This is a genomic window from Janthinobacterium sp. 35 (assembly GCF_002754575.1).
Taxonomy (GTDB): Bacteria; Pseudomonadota; Gammaproteobacteria; order Burkholderiales; family Burkholderiaceae_D; genus Janthinobacterium; species Janthinobacterium tructae.
Genome location: NZ_PEFN01000001.1, coordinates 3,058,561 through 3,073,215 on the forward strand (window position 1 = coordinate 3,058,561; position 14,655 = coordinate 3,073,215).

Genomic DNA, 14,655 nt, shown 5'->3' on the forward strand with positions numbered 1-14,655 from the left:
GCACCGGCGCTCCTGCCTTGATGCGCCGCAGGGGCTTGCTGCAGTCCCTGTGCTATGAATACCTTTCACGTGTAAGGGAGGCGGCATGGGCAAGATGGCGATGGCGGCGCTGGTGTCGTGGATTTGCGTGGCGGCACAGGCGGCGCCGTTGCGGTTGCCGGCAAGCAAGGGGCCGGTGGCGCAGGGCGGGGCCGTGACGGCCGCCGCCCGGGGCGCGCTGATACGCTACCGGGGCTGGCTGCTGGCCGTCGATGGGGCAGTCTCGGAAGAACGGCCTGACGTCTTGCTGACGTCGGCCGACGCGGGCCAGGCGCCGCAGTTGCAGATCGGCGCCATGCAGCGCAGCTTGCCCCTGTGGTCAGTCTTTGAGCTCGTCAAGGGAGGCACGCGCTTGCGCATCACCGCGCTGCCGGGACCTGAGGCGCCCGCGCTGCTGCTCGATTTTGGCGAGGCCGATTATCGCATCGTGATTCCCGCCGCTGCCATTGCCTGGCCGGTGTATCGGCTGCTGGCGCAGCGCTTTCCCGGCGCCGACCTGGCCTTGCTGCTGCAGGATGGCCGGCGGGTCATGTTGCCGCTGGGAAGAGGTCGCGCGCCAGTGTTTGGCGCGGAGCAAGCTGTGCCTTACCGTTTCACCAAAGTAAAACGTTAGGCGAAAAAAAGCCACTCCCGCAGGAGTGGCTCAGGCTAAAGCGCCCGTTGCCGGGTTATGGCTTTTTGTTATTCAGCGCCCATTTCTTTCAGCAGGTTGTCGGCGTGGTCGATGTGTTTCATGTTCCACAGCATGTAGCGCAGGTCGACCTGGATCGAACGGGTGTTGGCCTTGTTGTAGTCCCAATCGGAAATGATCGAGTCCAGCGTGCCGTCGAAGGCCAGGCCGATGAATTCACCTTTCGAGTTCAAGGCAGCCGAACCGGAGTTGCCGCCGGTGATATCCAGGGTGGCCAGGTAGTCGACCGGCACGGTTTTCAGCTTCGGATCGACAAATTTGCCGAAGTCCTTGGCTTTGATTGCGGCCAGTTGTTTCGCTGGTGCATTGAACTCGCCTTCGCCCGTGGCTTTGGCGGCGACGCCATTGACGGTGGTGAAAGCGGTCCAGGTGGTGCCATCGGCGCCATGGTCACGGCCGGCAACTTTGCCGAACGTGACGCGCAAGGTGCTGTTGGCGTCAGGGTAGACGGCTTGCCCCTTGCTCTTCATGAAGGCAATTTTTGCTTTCATGTAGTTGGCGTAGGCTTGCTGGATCTTGCCTGCCAGTTCTTCGTCTTCCGCTTCGTTTTTCAGCGAATCCGGATACATGGCGACGGCTGCCTGGATGAAGCTGTCCTTGCTGGCCTGGAATTCGGCTGGCGTGCGTTTCAGCCATGCTGCGCGTTCTTCCTTGTCGGCCAGTTTGCTGCCGGCATACAGTTTGTCCAGGGCGGCGGACAGCTCGGCTGGCGACATGCCGTCCTTGATGCCGATGGCGGCGTCGAAGCTGGCGCGGCGCTGTGCTGCCGGTTGCGCGGCGTACTTGGTCAGGCTGTTCAGTACCAGCGCCTTGTCGACTTTTTCATCGTAGGTGCGCTCGACCGATGTGACGCCCGAGGTCAGGCGCGGCAAATCGCGCGTCTGGTAGCCGGACTTGCGTTCCGTATCGGCCTTGGTGCTTTCGTTGGACAAACGATACAGGCTGCGTGCCGTGTTCAGCAGGCGTGGCTGTGCGTAGCCCAGGAAGAAGTCGCGCTTGGTGTCGGCATCGCGCTCGGCGATCAGCTTTTCCACCTGCTCGATGTCGCCGGCAAATTCCGCCTTGCGTGCTGGCGTGGCGTTGACCCAGGTTTTCAGCGCGTCGTGTTCCGTCGTCTTGCGCGCCAGGAAGTCGCTGCCGGCGTAGGAATCGAGCATGCCTTGGCGGTTCTTGTAGTAATTGTTGACGCCAGCGACCTGACCCGCGTATTTCAGCGCGACATCCTTGTTGTCCTTGGTTTCGCGCGCGATGATGGCCAGGGTTTCGCCCGAGGCTTTCACGAAGGCCGGGTAGTTCCAGTCAAACGTGTACGCCACTTCCGATGGCAGGCGGTGACGGTTGGTGCGGCCAGGGTAGCCCAGGACCATCACGAAATCGCCTTCTTTCAAGCCATCCTTGGCCAGTTTCAGCACGTGTTTTGGCTGGTAAGGCACGTTGTCCTTGCTGAAGTCGGCAGCCTTGCCATCGCGGCTGACATAGGCGCGGTAGAAACCGTAGTCGCCCGTGTGGCGTGGCCACATCCAGTTGTCGGTGTCGCCGCCGAATTTGCCCACGCCCGCTGGAGGCGCGTGTACCAGGCGCACGTCGCGGATTTCCAGTTGCTTGATCAGGTAGAACTCCAGGCCGCCGTAGTAGGCCGACACGGTGCAGCGGAAGCCGGCTTCTTTTTCGCATTCGGCGACCAGTTTTTTCTGGTTTTTCTCGATCGCGTCGATGCGTGCCTTGCCTTGCAGCTTGGCCACGTCGGCGGTGATGATCTTGTCGCTGACATTCGTCACGGCCGAGGTGACGAAGATGCGGCTGCCCGGAGCGGCCGGCAATTCTTCAGCGAAGGTCTTGGCCAGGAAGCCGTTGGCCAGCAAATCGCGTTCCTTGGTCGAATTGACCGCCACGCTGTTGTAGACGCAATGGTGGTTGGTGGCAACCAGGCCTTGCGGCGAGACGAACGAGGCCGAGCAACCGCCCAGGCTGACGATGGCGCCCATCGGGAACTCGGTCAGTTTGGTCAGGGTGGTCGGATCGAGTTTCAGTCCGGCCGCTTTCAGTTCCTTGGCTACTTGTGGCAGCTGTTGGGGCATCCACATGCCTTCGTCGGCGTGTGCGAAATTGCTCAGGATGGCGAGCGCGATTAAAGATTTTTTCATTCGAGTTCTAGTCTTTTTACATGGTGGGAAGTCGGAACCAACGTGTACCCAGTGTTTTTCTCAGCGGGCGACCTAGAGTATCCGTATCGAACTCGCACTAGTCAATCACATTTTCCGGGGTGCATGTTTATGTCGAATTACTTAAATTGCATTATTTGTGCTGGCATGGGGGAGAAAATCGCCTGCCAGCGCGCATTTTTCCGTACGGCGGCTGTGGTATTTTTTCCATACTTGTCTTGGCGGCAAGGAAATGTCCGGGAGCTTGCGCGGCCCGGACATGTGGTGAACGATGGCGTGTCGCCGGTCTAGCGGATTTTGCCGCGGCGCAAAAGATTCACGATGCCCAGCAGAATCACGGCGCCCAGGAACGAGACCAGCAGCGAAGACAGGCTGAAATTGTCGCTGTTGATGGTGCCCGTGCCGAACAGCGGCGCCAGCAGCCAGCCACCGAGAAAGGCGCCGACGATGCCGACGACGATATTGAGGAAGATGCCCTGTTGCGCATCGGTTTTCATGACCATGCTGGCCAGCCAGCCGATGACGCCGCCAATAACGATCCAGATAATGAAATTCATGTAGTCCTCCGCGCGATGGGTGAGTGGTTTTCATGTTAGAAAAACATCATGCCAGGTGATACTGATGCCGCACGATAGAAAAGTCCAGCGGATTTGCGTCGCGCATGCAAAAGCCCGCCTGGCTGCGGGCAGCGAGGCGGGCTTGTCATGCGGCAAGGCCGTGTTTAGTCGGCCTTGATCGCTTCGACCTGGATGGCCAGCTTGACTTCCGGCGAGAATGCCGGCATGCCGTAGTTCAGGCCAAAGTCGCTGCGCTTGAATTCCGCGCTGGCATCGGCGCCGCACACTTCGCGCTTGTAGCGCGGGTGCATGATGCACTTGAATTTGCTCACGTTCAATTTGACGGGCTTGGTCACGCCCAGCAGGGTCAGTTCGCCATCGACTTCCACCAGCTGATCGCCATTGAACTTGAACGACTTGCTCTTGTAGGTGATTGCCGGGAATTTTTCCACATTGAACATGTCCGCTTTTTTCGCGTGCGTGTTCATGGCGTCGAGGCCGAAATCGATCGAATCGGCATCGATGACCAGGTCCAGGCTACCCGTCTTGGCGGCACGGTCCAGGGTCACGGTTCCCTTGGTCTTGTTGAACTTGCCGCGCCAGACGGACATGCCCATGTGATCGGCTTCAAAGCTGGGGAAAGTGTGCGTCGGGTCGAGGTTGTAGGTGTCGGTAGCGGCCATGGCCGAACCCGCGCCGGCGGTTGCCAGCAGGGCGATCATCAAGTGCTTGAATTTCATTGAGTTCCTAGAGTTAAACAACGAGAAATAAAACGATTATTGGGCTGCGACGTGGAATTTTATTGTGACTTCATCCGCGACCATGCTCGTGTCTTTCCACTCGCCTTCGCCGATGTTGTAGGTCAGGCGCTTGATCGGCAGGGCGCCGTCGAACGCATATTTACCGCCGTCGGCTTTCACCGACAGGGGGAAGGTCACGTCGGTGGTCTTGCCTTTGATGCTCAGCTTGCCGCTTACCGTCAGTTTGCCCGCGCCGGCGGCCTTGATGCTGCTTGAGACAAAGGTGGCTTTCGGGAACTGGGCCGAGTTGAACCATTCTTTCTTGGCCACTTCCTTGTTGTACTCGGGGTCGCCGATATCGATGCTGGCCGTCTCGATCTCCACCGACGCCTTCGAAGCGTCCGGCGTGGCCGGGTTGTAATCGATGGCGATAGTGAATTTCTTGAACTTCGCTTCCACGGGCACGTTCATTTGCTTGAACACGGCCGACACGCTGGTCTTGGCGGGATCGACTTTCAGCAGGGTGGCGGCGGTGGCGGCCACGGACAGGCCCAGCAGGGAAGCGAGGACGAGGCGTTGGGTGGTTTTCATCTTATTTTTCCTGGAGTTTCAGTGAGCAAGGGAAGTCGGTGTTACGGCAACATGCGCTTGAGGACGCCGTCGCGGTCGATGAACTGGTGTTTCAGCGCCGCCAGCACATGGGCGGCCACGGCGGCGGCCATTGTCATGTTCAGAACATAATGAATTTCTTTTAAGAGCGGCTTAAGTTCCGGGTTCGGCGCCATGATGACCGGCAACTGGAACAGGCCCAGATAGACCACCGGCACGCCGGCTGCCAGGGTGTACAGGTAGCCGGAGATGGGCACGGCGAAGATCAGGATATACAGCAGCACGTGCATGGCGTCGGCCGCCTTCTTTTGCCAGGCAACCATGCTGGCCGGGTGCGGTGGCGGCACGTTGGCCTTGCGCCACAGCAGGCGGATGGCGGCGATGGCCAGCACGGTCACACCGAGCCACTTGTGCCAGGAGAAATATTTGAGTTTGGTCGGCGTCAGGCCGGGAATGTCCGTCATGACCAGGCCCATGACGAAGGCGCTGATGATCAGCAGGGCGGTCAGCCAGTGCAGGATGATGGCGGTGGTGGTGTAGCGTTGCATCGGAGGCTTTCTTGAATGTAGTACGCATTAGGACTAATTCGGCCTAATATACCAAAGAAAAGCAAATTGCGCAGTGTGCTGCCGATTCTACAAGAAAGATTGCCGGAAAAACCGCGGGGCGGGCAGCATTTGTATGCTGGCCGCCCCGCGGGAGTGGATCTGCCTGATCTGGGGTGCGATGGTCGCCTAGATTGCCTTGGCCAATTGCGCCGCGATACCGATGTAGTTACCCGGCGTCATGGTCAGCAGCACGTCCTTGGCATCCTGCGGAATGGCCAGGCCATTGACGAAGGTTTGCAGCGCTTCTTTCGAGATGCCCTTGCCGCGCGTCAGCTCTTTCAGCTGCTCGTACGGGTTTTCGATGCCATAGCGGCGCATCACGGTTTGTACGGGCTCGGCCAGCACTTCCCAGGTGGCGTCCAGGTCTTGCGCCAGGCGCGCGTGGTTCACTTCCAGCTTGTTCAGGCCGCGCAGGCAGCTGTCATAGGCCAGCAGGGTGTAGCCCAGGCCCACGCCGATATTGCGCAGCACGGTCGAATCGGTCAGGTCGCGCTGCATGCGCGAGACGGGCAGTTTTTCCGACAGGTGTTTCAGGATGGCGTTGGCCAGGCCCAGGTTGCCTTCCGAGTTCTCGAAGTCGATCGGGTTGACCTTGTGCGGCATGGTCGACGAACCGATTTCGCCCGCTTTCAGCTTCTGCTTGAAATATCCCAGCGAGACATACGTCCAGATGTCGCGGTTCAGGTCCAGCAAGATCGTGTTGGCGCGCGCGAAGGCGTCGAACAGCTCGGCCATGTAATCGTGCGGCTCGATCTGGATGGTGTACGGGTTGAAGACCAGGCCCAGGCGCTGTTCGATGACGGCTTGCGAGAATGCCGGCCAGTCAAAGCCGGGGTAGGCGGACAAATGGGCGTTGTAGTTGCCGACTGCGCCATTCATCTTGCCGAGGATTTCCACTTGCTCGATGCGTTTCACGGCGCGCTGCAAGCGGGCCACGACGTTGGCCATTTCCTTGCCCAGGGTGGTCGGGCTGGCCGTCTGGCCATGCGTGCGCGACAGCATCGGCACGTCCGCATTGTCGTGCGCGATCTGCGTCAGCTTGGTCACCAGGCCTTGCAGGGCCGGCAGCATCACGCCATCGCGCGCGGCTTTCAGCATCATGCCGTGCGAGGTGTTGTTGATGTCTTCCGAGGTGCAGGCGAAATGGATGAATTCCGACGCCGCCACCAGTTCCGGCACGTCCGCTACTTGTTCCTTCAGCCAGTACTCGACCGCCTTGACGTCATGGTTGGTGACCGCTTCGATGGCCTTGATGCGGGCCGCGTCGGCTTCCGAAAAGTCGGCTGCCATCTTGTCGAGCAGGGCGGTTGCTTCCGCCGAGAACGGCTTGATTTCAGCGAAACCGGCTTGCGACAGCGCTTGCAGCCAGGAGATTTCCACTTTCACGCGGTGGTGCATGAAACCGGCTTCGGACAGGATCGGGCGCAGCAGATCGGTCTTGCTGGCGTAGCGGCCATCGAGCGGAGACAGGGCCGACAGCGTGGAATACGGAGTAGTAGAAGTCATGAGAGCGGACGCAAGTTAAAGAAACGGTTGGCGTGTGGCGCGCGGGGAGGGCAGGGCTATCGCAATACAGCAACACTGACGGCGCCACAGTAAAGGGCGATTTTACCACCGCTGGCCGCTGGCCAGCCGTCAGTCGGGCTCCAGCGCACCGCAATCTGGCCAAATCCGGCCCCGATGCGGCATGCCTGCCACACTGCGGCGAGCGCCGGGCGCGTGCTGCCAAACGCCGCTGCCGCCGATGCTATACTGCTTGCTGCTCCTTTACCTTAAAGTACCTATGAAACTGATCGGCTCCCTTGCCAGCCCGTATGTCCGCAAAGCCCGTATCGTGCTGGCGGAAAAAAAGCTCGACTATGTCTTTGAGCTGGAAAACGTGTGGGCGCCGGAAACCCGCATCGCCCAGGCCAATCCGCTGGGCAAGGTGCCCTGCCTGGTGATGGAGGATGGCAGCACGCTGATCGATTCGAAAGTCATCGTCGAATACCTCGACACGCTCACGCCTGTGTGCAAGCTGCTGCCGGCCGGCGGCAATGGCCGCGAGCGGGCCGATATCAAGAACTGGGAAGCGCTGGCCGACGGCATCCTCGACGCGGGCGTGCTGGTGCGCCTGGAGCGCACGCAGCGCCCGCCCGAGCAGCAAAGCGCGGCCTGGATCGCGCGCCAGCTCGACAAAATCACCTTGGGCCTGGCCGCGCTGGAAGCGCGCCTGGGCGAGAGCGCGTATTGCGCCGGCAAGAACTACACCCTGGCCGACGTGGCCGTGGGCTGCGCGCTGGGCTGGCTCAGCTTCCGTTTCCCGGAAATCGACTGGCGCGCCGAGCATCCCGCGCTGGCGCGCCTGTTCGACAAACTGTCCGAGCGGCCATCGTTCAAGGACACCGTGCCGCAGTGAGCGCACGATGACCGGTACCGATTCGAAGGCGCAGCAACGCCTGCAGATGGCCGATATCGCGCGCCTGGCCGGCGTGTCCACGTCCACCGTGTCGCGCGCGCTGAGCGGCAGTTCGCTGGTCAATGAAGAGACGCGCACGCGCGTCATCGCGCTGGCCCGTTCGCTCAAGTATTCCATCAATATCGGCGCGCAAAACCTGCGCCTGAAACAGAACCGCACGGTCGGCGTGGTGGTGCCGTATGACGCGGCCACGCGCCAGCACCTGTCCGACCCTTTTTTCCTCAGCATGCTGGGCAGCCTGGCCGATGCGCTGACGGAGCAGGGCTTCGACATGCTCATTTCGCGCGTCGATGCCGAAACGCTCGATGCGGCCGCCCAGTCCTTCGATAGCGGCCGCGTGATCGGCATCATCTTGATCGGCCAGTGGCGCCACCATGAACAACTGAACCAGCTGGCCGCGCGCCAGGTGCCCATCGTCGTGTGGGGCGCGCAATTGCCGCAGCAGCTGTATTGCACCGTTGGCGGCGATAACGTCGCTGGCGGCAGGCTGGCCACGGAACACTTGCTGGCGGCGGGGCGCACGCGCATCGCCTTCTTTGGCGACGCCAAGCTGCCCGAAGTGGCGCAGCGCCACCAGGGCTATGCGCAGGCGCTGGCCGCGCAGGGACTGGCGCCCGACCCGCAACTGTACGTGGCCGGCTCCTTCCTGCCGCAGGGTGGCGCGACGGACGTGCAGGAACTGCTGGATCGCCAGATCCCGTTCGACGCCATCTTTGCCTGCAGCGACTTGCTGGCCATGAGCGCCATCAGCGCCCTGCGCGCGCGCGGCGTGGCCGTGCCGGAACAGGTGGCCGTGGTCGGTTACGACGATATCGAACTGGCCGCGTATTTCCACCCGCCGCTGACCACCGTGCGCCAGCCGATCCGCGCCGCCGGGCGCGCGCTGGTGGCCTCGCTGCTGGCGCTGGTCGACGGCGCGCCTGCGCCATCGCGGCAATTACCAACCGAGCTGATCGTACGCGCCTCGGGCCGCTGAGGCGCGCATCTCCTATCGATTGCAACCGATTGCAATAATTTCAGATTTTTCCGTTAATTTTCATGCTGCATGGCAGCATGAAAAACCCTGTATTCGTTTCAAACCCCGCCTGTTTCCCTCTGTATTGCCCGTGATATTCCCTTAAAAACAACATAAATTCCATGTTGCAGCGCTCGATTGCAATCGATTGCAATAAATTCTTATTCGTTGAATAATGACGTACCGGCTCAGCCAGCGCGCCACGGCATGCAGCGGCCAGGACTCATAACAAGCCGATACCTCGATGTATCGGCATACAACACTGGAGACAAGATGAAGACACGTACTGCTCAACGCGGCTGCATGGCCGCCGCCGTCGCCCTGGCCATGCTGCAACTGGGTGCCGCCCAGGCACAATCGGCCGGCGACACCGCCAGCGCCGCTCCCGCCGATGGCCTGAACCTGGAACGCATCGTGGTCACGGGCACCACCGGCGGCACGTCGAAAATGAAATCGAGCAATTCCGTCAGCAGCATGGAACTCGACACCATCCTGCACAACGCGCCCACCAGCGCCGCCGAAGTCCTGCGTTCGGTACCGGGCTTGCGGGCCGAATCCTCGGGCGGCGAAGGCAATGCCAACATCACCGTGCGTGGCTTGCCCATTTCCGCCGGCGGCGCGCGCTATGTGCAGATCCAGGAAGACGGCTTGCCGGTGCTGCAGTTCGGCGACTTCAACTTCACCACGCCCGACAGCTTCGTGAAAATCGATTCCACGCTGGACCACCTGGAAGTGGTGCGCGGCGGTTCGGCCTCCACCCTGGCCACCAATTCGCCGGGCGGCATCATCAATTTCATCAGCAAGAATGGCAAGGAGCAGGGTGGCAGCGTGGCCATCAGCCGTGGCCTGGGCTACGACCAGACGCGCGTGGACTTCGACTATGGCGCGCCGGTTTCGGAGCGCACGCGCTTCTTCATCGGCGGCTCCTGGCGCACGGGCGAAGGCATCCGCCACAGTGGCGTCAACAGCGAAAAAGGCGGCCAGATCCGCGGCAATGTCACGCATGAATTCGACAGCGGCTTCGTGCGGCTGTCGTTCAAGCACCTCGACGACCAGTCGCCCACGGCCCTGCCGGTGCCGGTCAGCGTGCGCAATGGCCGCATCACGGAAATCGCCGGCATCGACCCGCGCAAGGCGAGTTTCTATTCGCCGTACTGGGTGCCCGACATGGTGCTGAACAAGGATAACCAGCGCGTGGCCACCCGCGTCAACGACGGCTTGCACGTCAAAAGCGATAGCGTGGGATTGGAAGCCTCGTTCAAGCTGGGCCAGGGCTGGAGCGTGAGCGAAAACTTCCGCTACGCCGACAATGCGGGCCGCTTCACGGGCGTGTTCCCGTCGAATAACGGCAGCGACGGCAGCTATGTATTTGCCAGCGGCCCGAATCAGGGCAAGCCCTACACGGGCCGCGCGTTTTCCGCCGTGGTGTTCAATACCTCGATCGACGACGCCAGCAATACCCTGAGCGATACCAAGCTGGCCAAGACGTTTGTTCTCGACAGCGGCAAGCTGACCACCACGGCCGGCCTGTACCTGTCGCAGCAAAAGCTGGGCCTGACCTGGAACTTCAATGAATACCTGATGCAGGCCACGGGCGACCAGCCGGCGCTGCTGCAGACGGCCAGCAGCACGCTAGGCTACATCGGCCCGGCCTTCGGCGCCTGCTGCTCGCGCGCCGTCGACATGGAGTACCGCACGACGTCGCCCTACCTGAACCTGGCCTGGGAAAGCGGCGCGCTGAACCTCGACGGCGGCCTGCGGCGCGACCGCCAGCATGCCAGCGGCACGGCCAATATCGCCACCGGTGCGCAAGCCTACCTGCCATCGACGGTGCAGCAGGTCGATTACACGCTGGGCCACACCTCGTACTCGCTGGGCGCGAACTACAAGCTGCAAGCCAACCTGGCCGTGTTTGCCCGCGTCAGCGAAGGCGTGGCCTTCAATGCGGACCGCATCCTGTTCGGCACGCCGCTCGATGGCAGCGTGCCCGTGGCGATGAATACCGTGCGCCAGCTCGAAGGGGGCGTGAAATGGCGGCGCGGTCCCCTGAGCACTTTTGTGACCGTGTTCCAGGCCAAGACCAAGGAAAGCAATTACGAGGCGACCACCCAGCTGCGCACGGCCAACAGCTATGAAGCCAAGGGTGTGGAACTGGAGGCGGCTTACAGCAACGGCGACTTCCGCATCAATGGCGGCCTGACGTTCACGGATGCCGAAATCACGGGCACGGCGGCGGCCGACGTGGCGCTGATCGGCAACACGCCGCGGCGCCAGGCGCGTGTCGTGTACCAGATCGCGCCCACCTATGAATGGGGACCGGCCACCTTCGGCGCCAGCCTGGTCGGCACGGGCAAGTCGTGGGGCGATGACGCGCACACGATCACCTTGCCCGCCTACCAGGTGCTCAATGCCTTCGTCAATTACCAGCTGACGCCGCAAATGCAGGTGGCGCTGACGGCGAACAATCTGCTCAACAAGATCGGCTATACGGAAGTCGAGGGCGATGGCCATGCGGCCCGCTCGATCACGGGGCGCGCCGTCAAGGTCAGTCTGAAATACGCATTTTAAGCAAGGATAGGATTCATGATGTCGATACGCAGCCCCCTGGCGCGCCTGCTGGCGCCGCTCCCCACGCACTTGCGCGACGATGCGGCGCGCCGCTATGCGCGCCAGGAGGCGGTCTTGCTGGACCGCCTGGGCAGCCTGTATGGCCAGCGGCCGGACTTCCTGCCCTGGCTGGGCGACCTGATGGAAAGCGTGGGGCGGCTGTCCGCGGCGCGCGCGCCCGAACTGCGGCGGCAAGATGCGCAGCGCGAAGCGCAGCCGGACTGGTTTGCCAGCCAGTCCATGCTGGGCTACAGCGCGTATGTGCAGCGCTTCGGCGGCAACTTGCAAGGCGTGGCTGAACGCATTGCCCACCTGCGCGAACTGGGCGTGACGTATCTGCACCTGCTGCCGTTTTTGCGTGCGCGCGCCGGTGAAAGCGATGGCGGTTTTGCCGTCGCCAGCTTCGAGGAAGTCGACCCCGCACTGGGCAGCAATGCCGACTTGCTGGCGCTGACGGCGCAGCTGCGCACGGCCGGCATCAGCCTGTGCTCGGATCTGATCCTCAACCACGTGGCCGACGACCATGCATGGGCGCTGGGCGCCAAGGCGGGCGATCCGCTGCTGCGCGATTTTTTCCACACCTATCCCGACCGTGTGCAGCCGGACCGCTACGAGCGCACCGTGGGCCAGGTTTTCCCGCAGGCGGCGCCTGGCAATTTCACCTTCGTTCCGGAGCTCCAGCGCTGGGTCTGGACCACGTTTTATCCCTACCAGTGGGATTTGAATTACGCCAATCCGGCCGTCTTCGCGGCCATGGCCGGCGCCATGCTGGGCCTGGCCAACAAGGGCATCGAGGTGTTCCGCCTCGATTCGACGGCCTTCCTGTGGAAGCGCGAAGGTAGCGATTGCATGAACCAGCCTGAAGCCCACAGCCTGCTGCAAGCCTTGCGGGCGATTGCCGCCATCGTCGCGCCGGGCGTGCTGCTCAAGGCCGAAGCCATCGTGCCCACGCCCAAGCTGCCCGCCTACTTTGGCAGCGATGCCGCGCCCGAGTGCCATATCGCCTATCACAGCAGCCTGATGGCCGCCGGCTGGGGCGCGCTGGCCGAGGAAAGCACGGACTTGCTGCAGCAGGTGATTGCCGCCACGCCGCCGCTGCCGCCAGCCGCCAGTTGGCTCAGTTACGTGCGCTGCCACGACGACATCGGCTGGAACGTGCTGCTCAATGAAGCGGGCGCGAACGGGCCGGCGCGCCTGGCGCGCATCGCCCGCTTCTTTGCCGGTGCCCCTGGCAGCTATGCGCGCGGCGCCGCCTTCCAGAGCAGCAGCGCCGACAAGGCGCATGGCAGCAACGGCATGGCCGCTTCGCTGGCCGGCCTGGAAAGCGCCACTACGGTGCAGGAGCAGGAATACGCGTTGCGCCGCCTGCTGCTGCTGCATGGCCTGGCCTTGAGCTTTGGCGCCTTGCCGGTGCTGTACATGGGCGATGAACTGGGCATGACCAACGATGACAGCTACACGCAGTACGCCGAGCGGGCGATGGACAGCCGCTGGCTGCAGCGCCCCGCGTTCGACGACAGCCTGCTGGCATGGCGCCACGATGGCGTGAGCGCCAGCGGCCGGCTGTATCCGGCGCTGCGCCAGCTGATCGACGTGCGCAGGCGCTTGCCGGCCCTGGCCGCCGCTGCGCCGCGCAGCGTGCTGCCCGCCGACACGCCGGCCGTGCTGGCGCTGCTGCGTGGCGACGCCTTCCTCAACCTGAGCAATTTCAGCGGCGCCAGCCAGCGTTTCACCTTGCCCGCAGGCGAGTGGCGCAACAGCCTCGATGGCAGCGTGCTGGCCGGCACGGTAGGCTTGCAGCCATGGCATATGCTATGGCTGGAAAGGGAACAGTCATGAGCGACGCCAGCACGCACCGCCCGCATCTGTCGTTCTGGCAGATCGTCAACATGAATGTCGGTTTTTTCGGCATCCAGTTCAGCTTTGGGCTGCAGCAAAGCAGCATGAGCCCCATCTACAAATACCTGGGCGCCGACGAGGCGAGCCTGCCATATTTGTGGCTGGCCGGTCCCATGACGGGGCTGCTCGTGCAACCGCTGATTGGCGCCATGAGCGACCGCACGGTGACGCGCTGGGGCCGCCGCACGCCCTACTTTCTGATCGGCGCCATCCTGTGCAGCCTGGGCCTGCTGGCCATGCCCTTCAGTCCCACCCTGTGGATGGCCGCCAGCCTGCTGTGGATACTCGACGCGGCCAACAATGTGACGATGGAGCCATACCGCGCCTTCGTCAGCGACAAGCTCGACAAGAAGCAGCACTCGCTGGGTTTTCTCACGCAAAGCGCGTTTACGGGGCTGGGGCAAACGCTGGCCTACCTGACGCCATCGCTGCTGGTCATGCTGGGCATGAACAAGGATGCCGTCAATGGCAGCCATATTCCGCACATCGTCATCGCCGCCTTCCTGATCGGCGCCGTGTTCTCGCTGGCCTCGGTGCTGTGGACCCTGAAGACGACGCCGGAAAACCCGCTCACGGCGGCCGAGCTGGCGGCCATCCGCAGCCGCCCGCCGGGCTGGCGCCATACGCTGGCCGATATCGGCGCGGCCCTGCGCGAGATGCCGCCGACGATGAAGCAGCTGGCCCTCGTCAACCTGTTCCAGTGGTACGCCATGTTCTGCTACTGGCAGTACATCGCGCTGTCGCTGGCGGCCACCCTGTTTCACACGACGGACCCCGCATCACAGGGCTTTCGCGACGCGGGCCTGCTGAACGGGCAGGTGGGCGCCTTCTACAATTTCGTCGCCTTTATCGCCGCCTTTGCGCTGGTCCCGTTCACGCGCCGCTTCGGCCCCAAGCGCATGCACAGCCTGTGCCTGTGCGCAGCCGGTGTGGGCATGCTGAGCATCCCGCTGATCCACAGCCCGGTGCTGCTGTTGCTGCCGATGCTGGGCGTGGGCCTGGCCTGGGCCAGCATCATGGGCAATCCCTACATCATGCTGGCCGGCTGCATCCCGCCCGCGCGCACGGGCGTCTACATGGGCATCTTCAACATGTTCATCGTCATCCCGATGATCATCCAGATATTTACTCTGCCGCTGTACTACCGCAGCTGGCTGGGCGGCAATCCGGAAAACGTCATCCGGCTGGCCGGCGCCCTGTTGCTGTGCGCGGCGGTGGCGGTGCTGTTCGTCAAGCTGCGCCCACCGCAGGCCACAAAGACTTGAGGACG

General features: G+C 62.6%; 12 protein-coding genes. 6 read left to right on the forward strand and 6 right to left on the reverse strand.

Going from position 1 to position 14,655, the window contains the following annotated elements:
- Nucleotides 1-85 precede the first annotated feature (85 nt).
- The gene (locus CLU93_RS13580) at nucleotides 86-652 is read left to right on the forward strand and encodes a hypothetical protein (RefSeq protein ID WP_099761878.1); all 567 of its coding nucleotides are present in this window, start codon (nucleotides 86-88) and stop codon (nucleotides 650-652) included.
- A 68-nt stretch (nucleotides 653-720) separates the two neighbouring features.
- Here the strand turns inward: CLU93_RS13580 and CLU93_RS13585 are convergent, their stop codons facing one another.
- From CLU93_RS13585 to purB, 6 genes are all read right to left on the reverse strand, one after another.
- Nucleotides 721-2,874 carry a S46 family peptidase gene (locus CLU93_RS13585; RefSeq protein ID WP_099761879.1) on the reverse strand — a complete coding sequence of 718 codons (2,154 nt, stop codon included), beginning with the start codon at nucleotides 2,872-2,874 and terminating at the stop codon, nucleotides 721-723.
- 305 nt (nucleotides 2,875-3,179) lie between these two features.
- The gene (locus CLU93_RS13590; RefSeq protein WP_071075198.1) at nucleotides 3,180-3,449 is read right to left on the reverse strand and encodes a GlsB/YeaQ/YmgE family stress response membrane protein; all 270 of its coding nucleotides are present in this window, start codon (nucleotides 3,447-3,449) and stop codon (nucleotides 3,180-3,182) included.
- A 164-nt stretch (nucleotides 3,450-3,613) separates the two neighbouring features.
- On the reverse strand, nucleotides 3,614-4,189 hold the full coding sequence (locus tag CLU93_RS13595; protein ID WP_099761880.1) for a YceI family protein: 576 nt from the start codon (nucleotides 4,187-4,189) through the stop codon (nucleotides 3,614-3,616).
- 36 nt (nucleotides 4,190-4,225) lie between these two features.
- Nucleotides 4,226-4,780 carry a YceI family protein gene (locus tag CLU93_RS13600; protein WP_099761881.1) on the reverse strand — a complete coding sequence of 185 codons (555 nt, stop codon included), beginning with the start codon at nucleotides 4,778-4,780 and terminating at the stop codon, nucleotides 4,226-4,228.
- A gap of 41 nt (nucleotides 4,781-4,821) precedes the next feature.
- Nucleotides 4,822-5,346, reverse strand: a complete 525-nt coding sequence (locus CLU93_RS13605; protein WP_070311507.1) for a cytochrome b — start codon at nucleotides 5,344-5,346, stop codon at nucleotides 4,822-4,824.
- Between the two features lie 186 nt (nucleotides 5,347-5,532).
- A complete protein-coding gene (gene purB / locus CLU93_RS13610) occupies nucleotides 5,533-6,912 on the reverse strand; it encodes an adenylosuccinate lyase (RefSeq protein ID WP_099761882.1) in 1,380 nt (459 codons plus the stop codon).
- 277 nt (nucleotides 6,913-7,189) lie between these two features.
- Between purB and CLU93_RS13615 the strand changes: the two genes are divergently transcribed.
- From CLU93_RS13615 to CLU93_RS13635, 5 genes are all read left to right on the forward strand, one after another.
- A complete protein-coding gene (locus CLU93_RS13615; RefSeq protein WP_099761883.1) occupies nucleotides 7,190-7,804 on the forward strand; it encodes a glutathione S-transferase N-terminal domain-containing protein in 615 nt (204 codons plus the stop codon).
- A gap of 7 nt (nucleotides 7,805-7,811) precedes the next feature.
- Nucleotides 7,812-8,840 carry a LacI family DNA-binding transcriptional regulator gene (locus CLU93_RS13620; RefSeq protein WP_099761884.1) on the forward strand — a complete coding sequence of 343 codons (1,029 nt, stop codon included), beginning with the start codon at nucleotides 7,812-7,814 and terminating at the stop codon, nucleotides 8,838-8,840.
- Between the two features lie 312 nt (nucleotides 8,841-9,152).
- On the forward strand, nucleotides 9,153-11,447 hold the full coding sequence (locus CLU93_RS13625) for a TonB-dependent receptor (protein WP_099761885.1): 2,295 nt from the start codon (nucleotides 9,153-9,155) through the stop codon (nucleotides 11,445-11,447).
- Between the two features lie 15 nt (nucleotides 11,448-11,462).
- Nucleotides 11,463-13,325 carry an alpha-amylase family glycosyl hydrolase gene (locus CLU93_RS13630; protein WP_257224957.1) on the forward strand — a complete coding sequence of 621 codons (1,863 nt, stop codon included), beginning with the start codon at nucleotides 11,463-11,465 and terminating at the stop codon, nucleotides 13,323-13,325.
- Nucleotides 13,322-14,650, forward strand: coding sequence for an MFS transporter (locus CLU93_RS13635; RefSeq protein WP_099761886.1), 1,329 nt, complete (start codon nucleotides 13,322-13,324; stop codon nucleotides 14,648-14,650). The genes CLU93_RS13630 and CLU93_RS13635 overlap by 4 nt, the downstream gene beginning before the upstream one ends.
- Nucleotides 14,651-14,655 lie beyond the last annotated feature (5 nt).